The following is a 17578-nucleotide window of genomic DNA, read 5'->3' on the forward strand; positions in this document are numbered from 1 at the left end:
AATACAATCATATTTATGGATATTCCTATGGACGAACCTGCCCATTTCCAAAAATAACGAATTTTGTACTAGTTAACGCTAATAATCCCATTGGACCTCTTGCGTGAAGTTTTTGCGTGCTAATTCCTATTTCAGCTCCAAAGCCAAACTCATTACCATCTGTAAATCTTGTAGAGGCATTTACATATACCGCTGCAGCATCAATTTCATTTTGAAATTTAAGAGCATTGTTATAATCATTTGTTATAATCGCTTCGGAATGTCCTGTATTATAATGATTGATATGAGCGATAGCCTCATCAATACTATCAACCACTTTAACTGAGATAAAAAGATCTAAGTATTCCTTATAAAAATCTTCCTCTGTTGCTGCTTCCATTTCATTGCAAATAGCTTTTGCTCTTTCATCTGCACGAAATACAACCTTTTTTTCTGTTAATCTTTTAAAAACTAAAGGTAAAAATTCATTGGCAATACTACTATGAACAACAAGTGACTCACAAGTATTACATACGCCTAATCTTTGCGTTTTTGCATTGTCTATAATATCAAGTGCCATTTTAAAATCTGCAAATTCATCTACGTAGATGTGACAATTTCCAGTACCAGTTTCAATAACTGGAACCGTACTATTTTTAATTACAGACTGTATAAGTCCAGCACCACCTCTTGGTATTAATAAATCCAGATATTCATTTAATCGCATAAATTCAGTAGCTGTCTCTCTACTTGTATCTTCAAGCAGCTGGACAGCATCTTTTGTAATAGAAACAGACTCTAAGGCTTGTTGTAATACTAAAGTAATTGCCTTATTTGAATGAATGGCATCGCTTCCGCCCCTTAAAATAACAGCATTACCAGTCTTAAAACAAAGCCCAAACGCATCTGCTGTAACATTTGGTCTGGATTCATAAATCATTCCAATGACGCCCATAGGAACACGTTTTTGAATGATTTGAAGGCCATTTGGACGATTTTCCATAGAAACCATTTCGCCAATTGGATCTTTTAAAGATGCGATTTGAGTTAATCCATCTGCCATACCAGCAATTCTGTCTTTTGTTAATCGAAGACGATCAATCAAGGACTCCATCATGCCGTTTTTCTCAGCATTTTCAATATCCATTGCATTCGCTTCTAAAATCTTATCTTGTTCACTGATAAGTGCCTTTGCCGCAGCTAATAAGGCATTATTCTTCTCCTTTTGTCCAAGTAAATTCAATTTTGTTGAAGCTACTTTCGCCTTTTTACCAATAGAATTTAAATACTCCATCACTTACACTCCCTTTCAATTATCTTTTTTATTGAATAAAGTTTTGTTTAAACCTACTTAGATTTTCTTAATATCTGACTAGGTGTTATTAATATATCTGGTTGATAATCAAAAGCCTCACTAGGGACTTCATCATATACTTGAAAATCATAAGCAAGAGCTATCTTAGTTATATTATCTTTTTCAAACCGTTCCAAATACCTATCGTAATATCCACCGCCATACCCAATACGATGTAACTGTTTATCAAACGCAACTCCTGGCATAATCATCGTATAGTTCATAGTTTTCTCATATGTAATAGGTACCTCAGAAACTGGTTCTAAGATACCTAATTTACTTGGCTTAAGTTCATTAAGGGATTTAATTTCGTAAAACTCCATACGTCTCTTTTCATGAACTTTTGGTACAGCCACCCGTTTTAAATTTTGTAATGCAAGATTAATCACTTCATGGGTATCAACTTCATGTTCAAAAGAAACATAACAAAGAATAACTTGCGCATTCAGATACTCTGGCTGTTGTAAAAGTTTATCTAATATTTGCTTATTAAATACTTCCATTTCACTACTTGAAAGTGCTGCTCTCTTTTCCATTACCTCTGAACGAAATCCACTCTTATCCATAGTACCTCTTTTCTGACATAAAGCCTTATCAAACTCTATTTATACAACTTTATCTATTACGTCTGTATAAAATACTTAGATATTTAATCTATTGTTGAGTTTTATCTTTTTTAGCTAACTCGGTAATTGATCCATCTTCATTTAAAATAGAAATATTATTTAAGGTACCACGCATATTTGCGCGAATTGCCGCTATATAATCCGCACGAAGCTTTCTTTGTTCCTTTTTTTCTTCCTCTGTCAATCCTTCATTTTGCGATTTATGATAAAGTTCATTAATTCGTGCAATTGTTTTTTCGTCCACTAAAATATCCTCCATATCTATCGATTAACAAAATTCTATAATACTAGTTATATATTCATATATACATATTAGATTTACGCATAATCGTGTTATATATATATTCATATACGCATATTAGATTTACATATAATCGTGTTATATATATTCGTATATACACATTAGTTTTACACAATCGATTTATACATAATCCATATCGTAAGTTTTGCTATACATAATCCTAACATATCAATACTACATCACGCAATAAAATTTGTATTACGCAAATTACCAATTTATCCAAAACTTCAACCGCATTAACCAAAGGTTAACACAATATTTTGTCATATACAAAGACACCTACTACGTAACTTCATATAATATTCATGTTCATATTTCTTATGTACACAAATTTGCTGGATATTGTTTTGTAGTAATATGTTCTAACAAACTAAAATTCTTATTTTTATGTGCTAAAAATACAGTTCCAACATCTTCCCCATCTAAGATATCACGAATCACGTTAATATCTTTGGCATTTGCAATGACCATATCAGCACCAGAATCAGTAGCAATTCTGGCTGCTGAAATCTTAGTTGCCATTCCACCAGTTCCCACATCAGAACCTGCACCTTTTGCCATATTTAAAATTGTATCATCAATCACTGAAACAGTTCGAATTAATTTAGCATCTTTATTATCTTTTGGATTATCCGTATATAGTCCATCAATATCTGATAATAAAATCAATAAATCCGCTTCAATTAATGCACATACAAGTGCAGATAAAGTATCATTATCTCCAAACTCTATTTCATCCGTTGAAACAGTATCGTTTTCATTTACAATAGGAATAATCCCAAGCTGTAATAATTCATGGAATGTATTTTGGGCATTTTCTCTACTAATATCATTGATCATCGTATATTTCGTCATCAACACCTGTGCAGTTATTTGGTTGTACTCAGAAAATAACTTCTGATACACCATCATAAGTCTAGCTTGTCCAACCGCCGCACATGCCTGTTTAATAGCTTTTTCTTTTGGTTTTTCTTTTAATCCAATGGTCTTTCTACCAACCGCAATCGCTCCTGAAGAAACCAGTACGACCTCTTTTCCTTGGTTTATTAAGTCCGTTAAAACTCGTACTAACTTTTCCATTTTTTCAAGGTTCACATCTCCAGTTGCTTCGTGTGTCAATGAAGAAGAACCAATTTTAATTACAATTCTTTTTTTGTCCTTTAATCGCTCTCTTATATCCATTGTACCCTCGCTCCTATTTTATGGTTGAAATCTTTGAATAAGACCTTCAAATACCTTAATTCCATCAACCGCTGCTGACACAATACCACCTGCATATCCAGCACCTTCTCCACATGGATAAATACCTTCAATATTACTCATATAACTACTATCACGGGTGATACGAATCGGGGATGAGGTTCTAGTTTCAACACCAGATAAAATTGCTTCTTCATGTGCAAATCCAGGAATAATCTGATCAAAAGCTTTGACACCCTCAACTATGGAATCTATGACATAGTTCGGTAAGCAAGTTCTTAAATTGCTTAATGTATATGCCCCTTTGATATTTGGTTTAATATGACCTATTGTAACACTCTCCTTATTTCTTAACAAGTCCCCAAATAACTGTACAGGAACTTTACCGCGCCCAGCTTTATAAGCCAACTCTTCGTAGTAACGCTGAAATTCCATACCCGCCAGTGGAGTATCTTTCACTCCAGGAGTTGCTAAGAAATCTTGTGGATTTACAGTTACGATTAGCGCACTATTTGCATTCTCTTCGCCTCGGTCATGATTACTCATACCATTAACTACCAGACGATTTTCTTCAGAAGATGCATCAACAACAAAGCCCCCAGGACACATACAAAAAGAGTACACACCGCGACCGTTCTCGCATTGATGGGTTACTTTATAATCTGCTGGTGGTAATTTGTCATACATACTTCCATATTGTCTTTTACCAATCATGTCCTGCTTATGTTCCATACGAACACCAATTGCAAAAGATTTCTTTTCTAAATCTAATCCTCGTTTTAATAATAATTCAAAGGTATCTCTAGCACTATGTCCTACCGCTAAAACAAGATTTTCACATGGAATCTCTCTTGTAACTACATTCTTAGAACCCATAGAACTAGCTTCGTTATTATAATCATTTTCATGACTCATTGTTTGTTCTACTAAAATAGACGTAAGTTTATTATTTTCAATTTTAAAATCTGTTAATTTTGTTTCAAAAAGGACTTCTCCACCAAGACGGATAATCTCTTCTCTAATATTCCTTACAACATTACGTAAAAGATCTGTACCAATGTGTGGTTTATTAACATAACAGATTTCAGAAGGAGCACCAAACTGCGCAAAAATTTCTAGTACTTTCTTAATTCTTCCACTTGGGTCTTTTACCATCGTATTTAATTTTCCATCAGAAAAGGTTCCTGCGCCACCCTCTCCAAATTGAACATTGGATTCTGTGTTTAATTTCTCGCCCGCCCAAAAGCTATTGACTGTTTTAACTCTATGTTCAATTGCCTGTCCTCGTTCAATTAAGATTGGCTTATAGCCACTAAGAGCAAGAAAATAAGTGCAAAAAAGTCCAGCAGGGCCACTTCCTACAACAACTGGTCGATGTTTCATTACTTCACTACCTGTAATAGAAAATTGATATTCTATGCTAGGTGATAATGAAACATTTGGGTTCTTGCATAGTTTTAGTATCCTTGCTTCCTCTTTTACAAGAGCGTCAATCGAATATATGTATTTGATTTCACTTTTTTTTCTTGCATCTAAGGAACGTTTTACAATTTCATAGCTAAGCAGTTGATCATTTTTAATCTTTAAAACTTTGTTAATTGCCTCTTTTATATCAGCTTCTGAATGTTCAATCGGTAATTTTAATAAATTAATACGTATCATGGTAACACTACATTCCTTCCTGCAATTACTCCGGTACTCCACGCCCACTGCAAATTATAGCCTCCGCAAGTTCCGTCTATATCTAACAATTCTCCCGTAATGTACAAATTCTCTACTAATTTCGATTCCAGAGTTTTTGCATCTATCTCACTTGTATCGACTCCACCTGCACTTACTTGTGCATTTTCAAAGGTATTACATCCGGTAATAGTTAGTGTAAATTGTTTTAATAATTTTGTTATTCTTAAAATACCATCTTTGTTTACTCTCTCTGATGGTGCCTCTGGTTTTAATTTTGCTTCTTGTAATAGTACATAGGCTAATTTTTGATTTATTAGTCCAGTTAGAACCTCTTCAGTAGTCTTATGTTGCCCATTTTCAAAGCGTTCTATCATATGTGATTGTAATTCAAATTCACTCATTTCTGGGTAAAAATCAAGGGTAAGACTTGTATTCTTATTCTCATCAATTGACTTTGCAGCAAATCTACTTAATTGAAATATAGGAATACCAGAGATTCCATAATTGGTAAATAAAACTTCTCCTTCTTCCATTGCAATTTCTTTTTGATTTGAGAAAAGTCTAGCTTTCGCTTCAAGACGAACTCCAGAAATCGTTTTAAAGAACTTATTACTTGCAAGCAATTGGGTCAAAGCTGGTAATGGCTTAATAATATGATGTCCAAAGGACTCTGCAAGAGCATATCCACTTCCATCCGATCCATGTGCCTTGGAAGCGCATCCACCTGTTGCTAAAATAACCTTCTTCGCCTGATATGTGTTTTCATTTGTTTGCACAAAGAAACTTCCATCTTTTTGTTTCTTCATAGAAGAAACATGCTCATTGTAAACTATATTTACATTTAATCGTTTCAGTTCCATTGCTAAAACGTTTACAATGGATGTTGCCTGTTCTGAATACGGATAAACGTATCCATTCTTATATTTTGGCATAATTCCGAGCTCGCGAAAAAAAGCAATTGCATCCGTTTCATTAAATTCATTTAATACAAAAGTTGCAAATGCAGGATTCGTTCCCCGATAGCATTCTGGTGTTTGTACTAAATTCGTATAATTACACTTTCCATTGCCCGTTGCCAATATCTTTTTTCCTATTTTATCTTTATGTTCTATTATAGTGGTGCGCGCTCCAGCCCTAGCAGCAAAAATTGCAGCAACCAAACCAGAGGCTCCACCTCCTACAACAAGCACATCTATTTTCAAAAATTGCACCTCCAATTATAAAGCTAACTTGAAAAACTCTCTAGCAAGGTAAATAACTCATCTTCATCTTTGATATAAATGCCTTTCATTAAATCATTTCTTGTATTCTCAGGTAAATAAAGAGCTTCAATATTTGTATATTCATATACTGTTTCTAGATCACTATAGTACACAACTATCTTCCCATCTTCTACAACCATAAAATATCGATAAGATATTAAATTGCTATTATAACTCTTTCTTATTATAATTTCATCTTTTGAAAAAGCAAGTAATTCGTAAGCATATAAACCTTTTTCATAGTCTACTAGTGGAACATTCTTCATATAATTTGCTAATTGATTTATCAATTCCGCACGTGTTAATCCAACCATATCCGCCGGTGGAGTTAACTGCTCTGTAAGTAGCTCGTCTGTTTTTAAATTATACGTAAGTAAAAAATACTTTGTACTAGGTAATACTGTGTCTTTATTATTACTATCTACTGTAACAGAGTTATCCACAGACTCATTTCCTGTATTGTATGATTCATCTGTACCTAGATTCGTATCAGACTCCGTATTATCTTTTTCATTATTCTTTAATAATAACTCTTCTTGCCGTTGATATTCTTTTAAATTTCTTAATAATTCTTCATTTCTCTCAACCGAATTCTTATTAAACTTGCGTAATGCACTTTGATAACTCCAATAAAAACATGCACTGAACATTATACATAAGCCAAATAAACACAAGAAATAACCAGCAAAACGCTTCATAGATTGTCACTCTCCTTCATCTATGAAGTATTGACTGATTACCAATAATTATACGAATTTACAGTAAATGAATTTTTTTACATAACCTTACGATTCTTGCTCCCATTGGCATTTCAAGAATTTCTTCTTCTTCAACTGCTTTCATAATTATAATTAATACACCATAAACTGCTACTGCAATTACAATAGATAATGCTAAACTAATAACAGTGGATGGTAGAATTTTATAAATAATTTTATAAGCGAAGAAAGTAATTCCGCCCATAATAATAGCAGCAATTGCTGGAATTACAAATGTTTTTATAACTTCTTGCTTGTACTGCATATGCTTTCCAATGGAAATCCAGTTAAGAATACAAACTAACAATGCAAAGGTTATATTACCAATTACCAAACCATTCGCACCTAAATCAAAAACTTTAAGTAAAACAAAAAGTATGACAACATGCACACCAAGTGAAATTGCAGCATGTATTACTGGAAGATGTAATTTGTCAATTCCCTGAAGAACACCGTTTGTTAACGTTGATAATGCAAAGAAAACAACTGCAATGGAACCGATTTGCAATAATTTCACACTAAGATCTAGGTTGGTGTTATTAAATATAACTAATATAATTGGTTTTGCTAAAACTGTTAATCCAACTGCTGCTGGAAAGGCAATTAACATATTAAGCTTTACAGAAGTAGCTGTTTTATGTCGTAGTCCATCGTAATCATTTTTAGCATAAGATGCTGCCAATGCAGGAACAATTGATGTACCAAATGCAGAAGCAATGGCTACTGGAACTGTTGTTAACATTTTATATTTATTGCCATAGATACCCCACATAGTAACTACTTCTTCTGTTGCATAATTCTTCGTACTCATGATTTGTCCAAATATAACATTATCCAAAGTACCACTTAGTTGGTATACAGTTTGACTTAGTATAATTGGAAATACTGTATAAGCAAAAGCTACTGCAACTTCCTTGTAACTTTCTTGATGCAATGCTTTATCTTTCAGTAATCTCTTATTTAAAACTGGTCGATATAAGGAATAAATAAATAGTAAAAATGCAAGTCCACAAACCGCTCCAATAAAAGTACCAAGGGTACCACCAGCTGCGCCATAAGCTGAAATCTCAGGTGATGCATTATGCTCTTTCATAAGCAGATAAGCTGCTACAATACTAACTACTGCATTTACAATCTGCTCTAGCACTTGAGAAATTGCAGTTGGTAGCATTGTGTTTTTTCCTTGAAATAGACCACGAAGCACACCCATAATTGCAAATACAAAAATAGTTGGTGCCAGTACTTTAAGGGGAATCGCTATATTTGGTGCCTTAACTAAGGATGCCCATACATTTGCACCGAAGTAGATAATTAAACTCATTAATCCACCTACTACTGCTGCAATGTAGATAGCGGTAATAAATACACGTTTTGAATTCCTATATTCTTTTCTAATTTCTCTTGCAGAAACAAGTTTAGATACTGCTACTGGAATACTATAGGATGATAAAATCAATGCAAGATTATAAATCTCAAATGCAGATGTATAATATCCCATTCCCGTATCACCAACGATTCTTGTTAGTGGTATTCGGTAGAGTAGACCGATAAAACGAACGATAATTGAAGATACCGCCAGAATCGTACCTTGAACTAAATATTTATTCTTATTGTTACTCATAATATCCTCCGTACTGCTACCGGCAGCTCAAATCGAGCGAAAAGCATTCATTGCTTTTTACCGGTTGAAATTTCTTTTTCAACTATTCAAAGACAACATCCTCTGTCTTTGAATTTGGAAACACGGCAATGTAAGTCTTACCTGGATTTATAGTTAATTCACTCTTATCCAAATTATAATAACGCATAAAGCCTGTGCTTTCATTCTTTGTCCATGTAATAGGAATAGCGGCCCCATTCGTTATATAGAAACCTTCACCTTCTGCATTTTCAATGTCCATAGTTTGATAACCATTTTTATCAATATCCCATTCCTTAACAAATTGAACAATTATATTTTTATATGTTAATATTTCGTTTGTATTCGCATCAATATGTTCTTTCTCAAATTGATACCTTTCATATAACCCCTTCTCTTTGTTGTAGATGAAATAAGGCTTTGCATACGTTGAAAACTTCAATGTCACTTTGTCCACTGCAGTATCTGACGCTAATTTTGTATCTTTTTCATAAAATGAAAAATGCCCTTCATATCCATCCTCATAGGTTGTTCTAAAACCAGCTTTTTCTATCATTGCTTCTAACCCTTCCAATGAAGTAAAAGCATTGTGGGGAGCTTTAATCGTCTTATCGCGATAAAAAGCATTTGCACCAATTCCCATATTTCCATCCAAATGATCAATTCCAAGTTTTTGCATTTTTTTATTTGCATAAGTAGTCTTTCCAAAATGAATAAAAATAGCATCATACTCATCAGCAAAACTTACATAATAATGTCTAGCACTTCGAACCGAACCAATACGTTTTGCAGTTAGAGACTCTTTATCTATGTTTTCAAAGATACCCATGAGTCTTGTGATTCCACCTTCTGTTAGCGCCTCATATAAAATTGACGCATCCGAAATTCCACTTTGGGGATTTGCAATTTTTATATTGTTAAACATTATTGCAAATGGACGCTTCATCGCTTCTTCTTCTGGAATCCATATTCCAGTAAGCTTGCTCTTAGCTTCACCTGTATGATCCTCTACTGGTAAAGGAGTCGGTGTAGCGGTTGCTGTAGGCATAGGAGTTGCAGTTACTTCAGGGATGTCATTTTCACTTCCACTGTCCTTTTTTGTTGCGTAAATCACAACAAAAATACCTAAAATTATAAAAGATACTAGTACTACATATTTTCCATACTTCCTATAAAAATCCATACGCAAACATGTCCTTTCGTTATCTTGTAATTTCTAATGATTCTATCACTATCTAGTAATTCCTAATGATTTTATCGCTATCTAGTAGTCCCTAATGATTCTATTGTTATCTAGTAATACCTAAAGTTTCTATCGCTATCTAGTAGTCCCTAATGATTCTATCGTTATCTAGTAATACCTAAAGTTTCTAAGATTTCACTTTGTTTTTGTTCCATAATCACACGTTCCTCATCTTCCATATGATCATAGCCACTTAGATGTAACATACTATGAGCAATTAAAAAAGCGAGCTCTCTTTCTATGGTATGGCCATACTCTTTTGCTTGACTCATAACCTTTTCTACACTAACAATGATATCTCCAAACAATAATTCTCCAGTCTCTGGATGAAAATTATCGTCATAATCTTCTACATTAGAAAAATCACCTGGCTCAGCATATTCTATAAATGGAAAGGATAGCACATCCGTAGGGGCATCAATATTTCGATACTCCTTATTGATTTCTTGGATTGCTGCATTATCGCTTAATATCACATTTAATTCGATTTCATAAGGGCAATTAACATAATCAAGTGCTGCATTAACCACTTTTTCAATCAAAGGGCGATAATCCAAATCAAGTTTAATATCCGTTTCATATTCTATGTGTAATGTCATGTTATCCTCCATTCTTGTGTATGCTGTTGCATAATACTAAGGAAAGTAAGTTCCAAGGAAAGATATTTCCAAAGATATTTCCTTGGAAAGTGATTTCCTTTTCTTTACCTTGTCCATTCCCTCAGCTTTTAACGTTCTCTTTTATACTAACTTAAAGCAAACTCTGAAATATAAAATTCCTTCAGCGTGTTAAACTCCTGTAGGGATATTCCAGAACGATCTAAGGTTTTATTTTTAAAACACATTAAAAAAATCGTATCAATTAATTTATCATAAGAAATATTGGTATGTCCAGTATTTCTTAAATATTCAACTGTTGTAATTATATTATCTGTAAGCAACACAATTGCTGCCTCTTTCGTTGTTGGTAATTCACTTTTATAACTATGTTGTTGAACTATCTCTTTTATTTCATTTGGGATTCTATATTGATTTAAAAGATTCAAACCTAAGGTTATATAATCATTTCCCTCCAAACGTCCAATCTCATGATATAAAGCGCCTGTAAATGCTAAATGTTCATTTGCTTTTATAGACATTGCTGCTTTTTTTGAGAGTTTAGCAGCAAGCATACTATGCTGATAAAGCTTCGGTGCCTCATTTTGTAGACGTACTAACAATGGAAAGCTTTCATCTGTTATTTCTAAAATTATATCATAAGACAATGTTTGCTGATTATGCTTTTCCTTAAAATCATGCGCCACGTTTTTTTCTTTCCAAAAAGCTCTGGCAAACAAAACTCTTATAAGGAATATTACAATTGCAACGATCATACTGCTACTAATAAAAAATACCGTATGTACTGATTTTATATTCCAAAGTACAAAATTATCTTTTATTAAAATTAGTGTTAGACTTATCGATAAAAGAATCACACAAATATAGATAGTATTCGATATTTTATTCAAATATTTTATGCAAAAAAATAAAATGCTTCCTACAATTAAATGCATAATAGCAATTTCAAAAGATAATAAATTTATTATGATAGAAAGGAACAATAAACTGTACGTAATCAATATCCCTAAATACATATCTATCAAACTTGCGATAAGAATACCGCCTAGCATCCATAATGGGTAGTCAGAAATGCTTGACTTATTTAAAAGCAAACAAAATGAGATTAGAAATCCAATATCAACTACCCACCATGCATATGCCTTTACAAAAATCCTCTTTCGATGCACATTCATATAAAATAAAATAACAAATTCAACGATTGCAGTATAGGCAATCGATTTAATAATCGGTAACGTAAAAGGAAACTCCCAATTACCGAATAAAATAACAAAAAAGCAAGAAAATACACCAATGATAATACTTGCTTTTTTGTTAGGACTTATTTGTTGCCTGTCTCCCCCTACTAACTCTTTATCCATTGTATATCTCCCACAACAAATATTCACCTGTTACGTCTAGTAAAAACTTGTTATTTCTTATCCTTTAAGTTACGTTTTTTCTTGCTATATGCTTTTACCGTATCTTGCTTTTCATGTCTTTGATCTTTTGTCGAGCGTTTTTCATATTCATCGTATGCACGTACAATTTTTTGTACCAATGGATGACGAACAACGTCTTGACTTGTTAAATATGAAAATCCTATATCATCAATCTTACTTAAAACTTTCATTGCTACATCAAGTCCAGATACTTGACCTGTAGGTAAATCCTTTTGCGTTAAGTCACCCGTAATAATAACCTTTGATCCAAAACCAATACGAGTTAAAAACATCTTCATTTGCGCAGGAGTTGTATTCTGTGCTTCATCTAAAATAATAAAAGCATTGTCTAAGGTACGACCACGCATATATGCAAGTGGAGCTACCTCAATCAAACCTTTCTCTGTGTTTTTTAGATAACTTTCAGGACCCATGATCTGATACAAAGCATCATAAAGTGGTCTTAAATAAGGATCTACCTTACTTTGTAAATCTCCAGGTAAAAATCCTAATTTCTCACCAGCTTCAATCGCCGGTCTTGTCAAAATAATTCTTCCAACCTCGTCATTTTTAAAGGCATTAATTCCCATTGCCATTGCAAGATATGTCTTACCAGTACCAGCAGGCCCAATACCAAACACAATCATTTTCTTACGAATCTGATCTACATATGCCTTTTGTCCAAGTGTCTTTGGCTTTATTGGTTTACCATTAATTGTATGACAAATTAAATCTTTATCAATCTCCACTAAGGATTCTTCTTTATTTTCAAACCCTAAAGAAAGAGCATAATTTACATTTTGTTCTGTTATCGTATTACCACGTTTACTTAATTCTAACAACTGGATAAAAACACTTTTTGCCTTCGTGACGTTATCATTATCACCAATAACTTTGATTTCACCGTCTCTTGAAATAATTGTTACATTTAATGCACGTTCAATTATTTTTGCATACGCATCGCATTGCCCAAAAACATTTCGTTCATGTTCAACTGGAATATTAATGATTGTCTCCGTTATACTCATCCGTCTCTGTACTCCTCCACTCGTCTTCATTTATTTCTTGATACTTCCAAGCAGCTTCTTCTACAATTATCTTACCAGTGGAAATACATTTTCCTTTTTCAATTGTTACCTTAACTTGATTTTCAATGATTGTAGTGCCGCTCTTTTTCAAGTCTTCCATAAATCGTAATAATTTCTTATTTGCAATTTCTATTGCTTGAGCATCCGTATACTGTGTTTCAGATACACTATACTCGGAAACCTTTGACTTCGTAAACTGGATTGGTAAATAAAAATTACGAATTAATTTTAAGGTCTTTACTTCTGATATTATATCACAATGTTCATAAGAATTACTAGGACTATATGAAAATATTTTCCGTCCAAACAAATGCAATGAAAGCCCTTCCTTAGTTCTTCCTGTATATGTTGAATCATTATATTTTAATAAAAATTCATCTTTGTATTCGTAATACGTCCGGCAAGTTATATCTCCTTCTGCAACTACTAATTTGTTCTCAATTAAAGTATCATTGTCACCGATCACGGGTACAATGCCTGAAATCAATACATCCCCTGGTTTCACAATACTTCCAATGCTGACTTTTGGCATACCTTTCCTAGTGACAATTCCAACAATCATTGATGCTTTATCCGCCACTATATTTGCACTTTTAAATTCCGTCCCAAGTTTGTCTTCCTGCAAGCTTGGCACAGAAGTTTCTACAATTCGAACGATCAATTGTGTCCCTAAAATTTCAGCAGATACCCATCCAATATCAGTGTATTCCTTTCTTAACGACTCTTCAATCAAAGGACAATCAATATCGTTAATTTTAGAGCCGGAAAACACTTCTATGGTCTTTAAATAACCAAGTAGCTCTTCTTCTGTATGTTTAAAGCCACCTTCAATTTTAATATCCCAGATATAAAGGGATAATATGTAGATAATTGTACAAAACATTGCAAATCCAAGAATATAGCCTTTTCTTTTCTTAGCTTTTTGAAACGCAAAGGGAAAACCAAAACGCCCTTTTATATAAGGAATCACCTTAGATTTCCTAGCGACTGGTTGAATTTTCTTATAATCCGAAAGCATCATATAACAATGATACGTTCTATTGACATTAACAAGTCCCCATAATTTAATTTCTTTGCTATTACAAAGATTTAAAAAGCGCTCTATCTCAATTCCCATAAGATTTACATATAAATAGCCTCTTAACCACCGATAAATCTTTTTAAGCACAGTCTAGATCACACCTTCCAAATAAAATGAATGGTAATATTGTTTATTTTTATCTTACTGTGTATCTATTCATTATCCTTAGCTCATTATCATTTGTTATAGACTCTTAATGCCGATATATTTTAGCATTATTAATATATCTTCTCCTTTATCTCTTTGTATCAAGTTGAGCATCTCATATTGTCTCTTATTCACTCATTTTATGTACTCTAAGACTTTGAACTTTGTATGTAATAAACACTTATAATCATACCTGTAATCTTTATTTCATCTTGCGTACAGTAGGCGATTTTTAAGTTTTTACCTTCCACACAAAGGCCACTTAATTTTGTTTGAACACGTATTTTAGTTTCTGTATATTCAAGGATACGCTTATGGTTTTCGATGCAGACTGAATTTCTTCCATTGATTGTTATAATAGGTGCACCTGCTATCATGTCAGGTGGTAACATTAAATTATCTGATATAATCTCAAGGTATGAAATCCGTTCTGCCTTTCTTTCCTTGTCCTTGCGCTTTATCTCATCATAGAACTCTTTATTCGTCTTTTCTTTATGCTTCCGATGTTCTGATTTCACCACTTTTGGTCTAAAAAACATGAAGTTCCCTCCGAACAGATTCATGTGCTAACTATACTATATGATAAGTTTATGCGGAATAGACATATTCGTTCCTAGGTTTTTTTATATTAAAAAAATGCTTTAAAAAATTAAAAAACTTCCTATCTATTAAGGAAGCCATCAAATGTATACAAAGCATACAAAAAATTATATTCATTTATTATTTAAAACGATATCCTCCATTTAACATCTTTTATTAAATGATATCATGAAGTTCAACTAATCGAGTAGGAGGAAATTCATTAATTGAATTTCCGTCCTCTCACACCACCGTACGTACCGTTCGGTATACGGCGGTTCAATAAGATTACCTTATTTGCGAATATCTTTCACTAAGTGTTATAAAACCTTGTTCTCTAAGATATTTATTGGTAAGAGTTGAATTTAAGATTGGGCTATTGGAGATTCTCCAGTAGCCTTTCCTTGTATTCGCATGTTCCCATGCTTTCCAATTCTCTACCCCTAGTTTAACTAAGTTATCATGTTTCGTTTTAATCTTTTTCCACTGTTTCCAGTAACAAAGACGTAAACGTCTTCTTAGCCACTCATCAAGTTCTCGTAAGGTACCTTTCATATCTGCTAGTTTGAAGTAACTTATCCAGCCAACAATTAATTGTTTTAGTTTAATAGCTCTGAGTTCCATACTCATTGCATTACTTCTTCCAGTGATACTCTTAAGTTTTCCTTTTAACTTCTTAACAGAAACTTGATGTACTCTTATTCCCATTTCACCTTTCTTATTGTAAAAGGTATATCCTAAATATTTTAGTTTCCATGGTCGGTCTACCTTACTTTTCTCTTTGTTAACTTTAAGCTTCAAGTCCTTTTCTATAAACTCCGTGATACTTTTCATAACTCGTTCTGCTGATTTCTTTGATTTCACGTATACATTGCAATCATCTGCATAACGGCAGAACTTAAGTCCTCTTCGTTCTAATTCCATATCTAGTTCATGCAACATGATATTACTTAATAGTGGAGATAAGTTCCCACCTTGAGGCACCCCTTCTACAGTAGCACTTACTAATCCCTTTTCCATCACTCCTGCATTTAGATACTTCCTTATCAGTCCGATTACTCGTATATCCTTGACTTCTTTATAAATCAGCCCAATTAACCTATCGTGGTTGACAGTATCAAAGTACTTTTCTAAATCTATATCTACCGCCCATTTATAGCCTTCATCCATGTATTCTTTACATTTTAGAATTGCTTGATGCGCGTTTCGATTTGGTCTAAATCCATAACTATTCTCTGAAAATTTCTTCTCAAAGATTGGCGTTAGTACTTGTGATACTGCCTGTTGTATCACTCGGTCTACTACAGTTGGTATCCCTAATGGTCTTGTTTTCCCGTTATCCTTTGGTATCTCTACCCTTCTTACGGGATTCGGTTTATAACTTCCATCTGCTATGGATTGCTTAAGCTCTTCGCCATGACTTCTTAGATATGGTAGAAGTTCATCTACTCCCATCTTGTCGATTCCATGACTTCCTTTATTCTTCTTTACACGTTTAAAGGCTTCATTTAGATTTTCATTACTAATGATTTTCTCTAGCAATCCATAGTGATATTCTCTTCGGGCGTTCTGTCTGTTATCCGACGTCATAGAAATGCTCGGCGCCTTTGCATAGCTTTCGAGTTCCACTCTATCCTTTTGCAAATGACCTGATTCTGTATTCAGTTGTCTGCTGTCATCACATTTCTTTGTTTCTTTCAAACTTTCAAAACCTCCTATTGTTCAGTCCTTCCCAAAGGTCGTCGACTACCTCCGGTACTATGACCTCTGCTGACTTCTTAGTGTTCAGCCATACATCACTGCATGGGTTGTCATTTCAGAGTTCACTTCCATGACGTATCACTAAGACCTCCCCAGGTAAGAACGCAATCTTCCTCTCCATCTATCTGCCACATTTACATTAATTAATTTCGAGTAGTTATTGGACTTCGATTTGTATAGCAATCTTATCCTTAATTAATGCCTTGTATGTGATTTCTGTTCGTCAGACCAGAGATTTGCCCACGGACTTCCTTCAGATTCGCCCTCACGAACGACACCCTTGTCTTGGGCTATACACTTGCCACTACTAGGCTGTGTTAGGGACTTTAACCCATTAGATTGCGCCCATGCTGGGCACACTATAGTAAAAAAACCCTCAATGTAACCATTGAGGGTTTCTGCACATATTATTTAAACTTACGTTTACGAGCAGCTTCAGACTTTTTCTTACGCTTTACGCTTGGCTTTTCGTAATGTTCTCTCTTACGGATCTCCTGTTGGATACCTGCCTTCGCACAGTTTCTCTTGAATCTGCGGAGAGCGCTGTCTAAAGACTCATTCTCTTTTACGATAACATTCGACATAGACTCACACCTAACCTCCCTCCAGTTGTGTATTGTGCCTATACAACTGTTTGGGTATTTCTTGAATAGCACTAAAAAGATTATAACATAAATTCAGATTTCGTCAACCTCTTTTTTGCTATTTACCATAAAATTATGAAATTATTTCAAATTAAATCAAAGAGTCAAATAGTATAGGTCACTAATCTATAATTTAAATGTGGGCTTAAGCTCTAATTCCAAGATAGCCCACATATAAATTCTTTTTTACAATTA

The 17578-nt window shown here is 33.7% G+C and carries 16 protein-coding genes; all 16 read right to left on the reverse strand.

Features of this window, described 5'->3' with window-relative positions; translation table 11 throughout:
* Positions 1-25: 25 nt before the first annotated feature.
* Positions 26-1273 carry a glutamate-5-semialdehyde dehydrogenase gene (locus BN4220_RS17890; RefSeq protein WP_066719787.1) on the reverse strand — a complete coding sequence of 416 codons (1248 nt, stop codon included), beginning with the start codon at positions 1271-1273 and terminating at the stop codon, positions 26-28.
* A 53-nt stretch (positions 1274-1326) separates the two neighbouring features.
* Positions 1327-1899: a 5-formyltetrahydrofolate cyclo-ligase gene (locus tag BN4220_RS17895; RefSeq protein ID WP_066719790.1), complete on the reverse strand. Its 573-nt coding sequence runs from the start codon at positions 1897-1899 to the stop codon at positions 1327-1329.
* 88 nt (positions 1900-1987) lie between these two features.
* The gene (locus BN4220_RS17900) at positions 1988-2203 is read right to left on the reverse strand and encodes a DUF896 domain-containing protein (RefSeq protein WP_066719794.1); all 216 of its coding nucleotides are present in this window, start codon (positions 2201-2203) and stop codon (positions 1988-1990) included.
* A gap of 375 nt (positions 2204-2578) precedes the next feature.
* Entirely contained in the window at positions 2579-3442 is an 864-nt protein-coding gene (gene proB, locus BN4220_RS17905) for a glutamate 5-kinase (protein ID WP_066719797.1), read from the reverse strand.
* An 18-nt stretch (positions 3443-3460) separates the two neighbouring features.
* On the reverse strand, positions 3461-5122 hold the full coding sequence (locus BN4220_RS17910; RefSeq protein WP_066719800.1) for an NAD(P)/FAD-dependent oxidoreductase: 1662 nt from the start codon (positions 5120-5122) through the stop codon (positions 3461-3463).
* Positions 5119-6345 carry an NAD(P)/FAD-dependent oxidoreductase gene (locus BN4220_RS17915; protein ID WP_066719803.1) on the reverse strand — a complete coding sequence of 409 codons (1227 nt, stop codon included), beginning with the start codon at positions 6343-6345 and terminating at the stop codon, positions 5119-5121. Before BN4220_RS17915 ends, BN4220_RS17910 begins: the two co-directional genes overlap by 4 nt.
* A 23-nt stretch (positions 6346-6368) precedes the next feature.
* The gene (locus BN4220_RS17920) at positions 6369-7103 is read right to left on the reverse strand and encodes a BofC C-terminal domain-containing protein (protein WP_066719806.1); all 735 of its coding nucleotides are present in this window, start codon (positions 7101-7103) and stop codon (positions 6369-6371) included.
* A gap of 58 nt (positions 7104-7161) precedes the next feature.
* Positions 7162-8784: a putative polysaccharide biosynthesis protein gene (locus BN4220_RS17925; RefSeq protein ID WP_066719808.1), complete on the reverse strand. Its 1623-nt coding sequence runs from the start codon at positions 8782-8784 to the stop codon at positions 7162-7164.
* Positions 8785-8866: 82 nt separating this feature from the next.
* Positions 8867-9985, reverse strand: coding sequence for a DUF3048 domain-containing protein (locus BN4220_RS17930; RefSeq protein WP_066719811.1), 1119 nt, complete (start codon positions 9983-9985; stop codon positions 8867-8869).
* Positions 9986-10149: 164 nt separating this feature from the next.
* Positions 10150-10644, reverse strand: coding sequence for an rRNA maturation RNase YbeY (gene ybeY, locus BN4220_RS17935; protein ID WP_066719814.1), 495 nt, complete (start codon positions 10642-10644; stop codon positions 10150-10152).
* Positions 10645-10790: 146 nt separating this feature from the next.
* Positions 10791-12023 carry an HDIG domain-containing metalloprotein gene (locus tag BN4220_RS17940; RefSeq protein ID WP_066719817.1) on the reverse strand — a complete coding sequence of 411 codons (1233 nt, stop codon included), beginning with the start codon at positions 12021-12023 and terminating at the stop codon, positions 10791-10793.
* A 50-nt stretch (positions 12024-12073) separates the two neighbouring features.
* Positions 12074-13111 carry a PhoH family protein gene (locus BN4220_RS17945; protein WP_066719819.1) on the reverse strand — a complete coding sequence of 346 codons (1038 nt, stop codon included), beginning with the start codon at positions 13109-13111 and terminating at the stop codon, positions 12074-12076.
* Entirely contained in the window at positions 13086-14339 is a 1254-nt protein-coding gene (locus BN4220_RS17950) for a sporulation protein YqfD (protein ID WP_066719821.1), read from the reverse strand. Before BN4220_RS17950 ends, BN4220_RS17945 begins: the two co-directional genes overlap by 26 nt.
* Before the next feature lie 209 nt (positions 14340-14548).
* Positions 14549-14938, reverse strand: a complete 390-nt coding sequence (locus BN4220_RS20585; protein WP_242867819.1) for a YabP/YqfC family sporulation protein — start codon at positions 14936-14938, stop codon at positions 14549-14551.
* Between the two features lie 328 nt (positions 14939-15266).
* Positions 15267-16679, reverse strand: a complete 1413-nt coding sequence (gene ltrA, locus BN4220_RS17960; RefSeq protein WP_066713335.1) for a group II intron reverse transcriptase/maturase — start codon at positions 16677-16679, stop codon at positions 15267-15269.
* Between the two features lie 467 nt (positions 16680-17146).
* A complete protein-coding gene (gene rpsU, locus BN4220_RS17965; protein ID WP_012200629.1) occupies positions 17147-17323 on the reverse strand; it encodes a 30S ribosomal protein S21 in 177 nt (58 codons plus the stop codon).
* Positions 17324-17578 lie beyond the last annotated feature (255 nt).

Source organism: Clostridium sp. Marseille-P299 (assembly GCF_900078195.1).
Classification (GTDB): Bacteria; Bacillota; Clostridia; order Lachnospirales; family Lachnospiraceae; genus Lachnoclostridium.

What these genes read in the sequence shown, in the direction of transcription:
- BN4220_RS17910 (WP_066719800.1), bottom strand. Translation starts at nt 5,122, where the DNA reads ATGATACGTATTAATTTATTAAAATTACCGATTGAACATTCAGAAGCT.
- proB (WP_066719797.1), bottom strand. Translation starts at nt 3,442, where the DNA reads ATGGATATAAGAGAGCGATTAAAGGACAAAAAAAGAATTGTAATTAAA.
- rpsU (WP_012200629.1), bottom strand. Translation starts at nt 17,323, where the DNA reads ATGTCGAATGTTATCGTAAAAGAGAATGAGTCTTTAGACAGCGCTCTC.
- BN4220_RS17930 (WP_066719811.1), bottom strand. Translation starts at nt 9,985, where the DNA reads ATGGATTTTTATAGGAAGTATGGAAAATATGTAGTACTAGTATCTTTT.
- BN4220_RS17890 (WP_066719787.1), bottom strand. Translation starts at nt 1,273, where the DNA reads ATGGAGTATTTAAATTCTATTGGTAAAAAGGCGAAAGTAGCTTCAACA.
- BN4220_RS17945 (WP_066719819.1), bottom strand. Translation starts at nt 13,111, where the DNA reads ATGAGTATAACGGAGACAATCATTAATATTCCAGTTGAACATGAACGA.
- BN4220_RS17925 (WP_066719808.1), bottom strand. Translation starts at nt 8,784, where the DNA reads ATGAGTAACAATAAGAATAAATATTTAGTTCAAGGTACGATTCTGGCG.
- ybeY (WP_066719814.1), bottom strand. Translation starts at nt 10,644, where the DNA reads ATGACATTACACATAGAATATGAAACGGATATTAAACTTGATTTGGAT.
- BN4220_RS17940 (WP_066719817.1), bottom strand. Translation starts at nt 12,023, where the DNA reads ATGGATAAAGAGTTAGTAGGGGGAGACAGGCAACAAATAAGTCCTAAC.
- BN4220_RS20585 (WP_242867819.1), bottom strand. Translation starts at nt 14,938, where the DNA reads ATGTTTTTTAGACCAAAAGTGGTGAAATCAGAACATCGGAAGCATAAA.
- BN4220_RS17895 (WP_066719790.1), bottom strand. Translation starts at nt 1,899, where the DNA reads ATGGATAAGAGTGGATTTCGTTCAGAGGTAATGGAAAAGAGAGCAGCA.
- BN4220_RS17920 (WP_066719806.1), bottom strand. Translation starts at nt 7,103, where the DNA reads ATGAAGCGTTTTGCTGGTTATTTCTTGTGTTTATTTGGCTTATGTATA.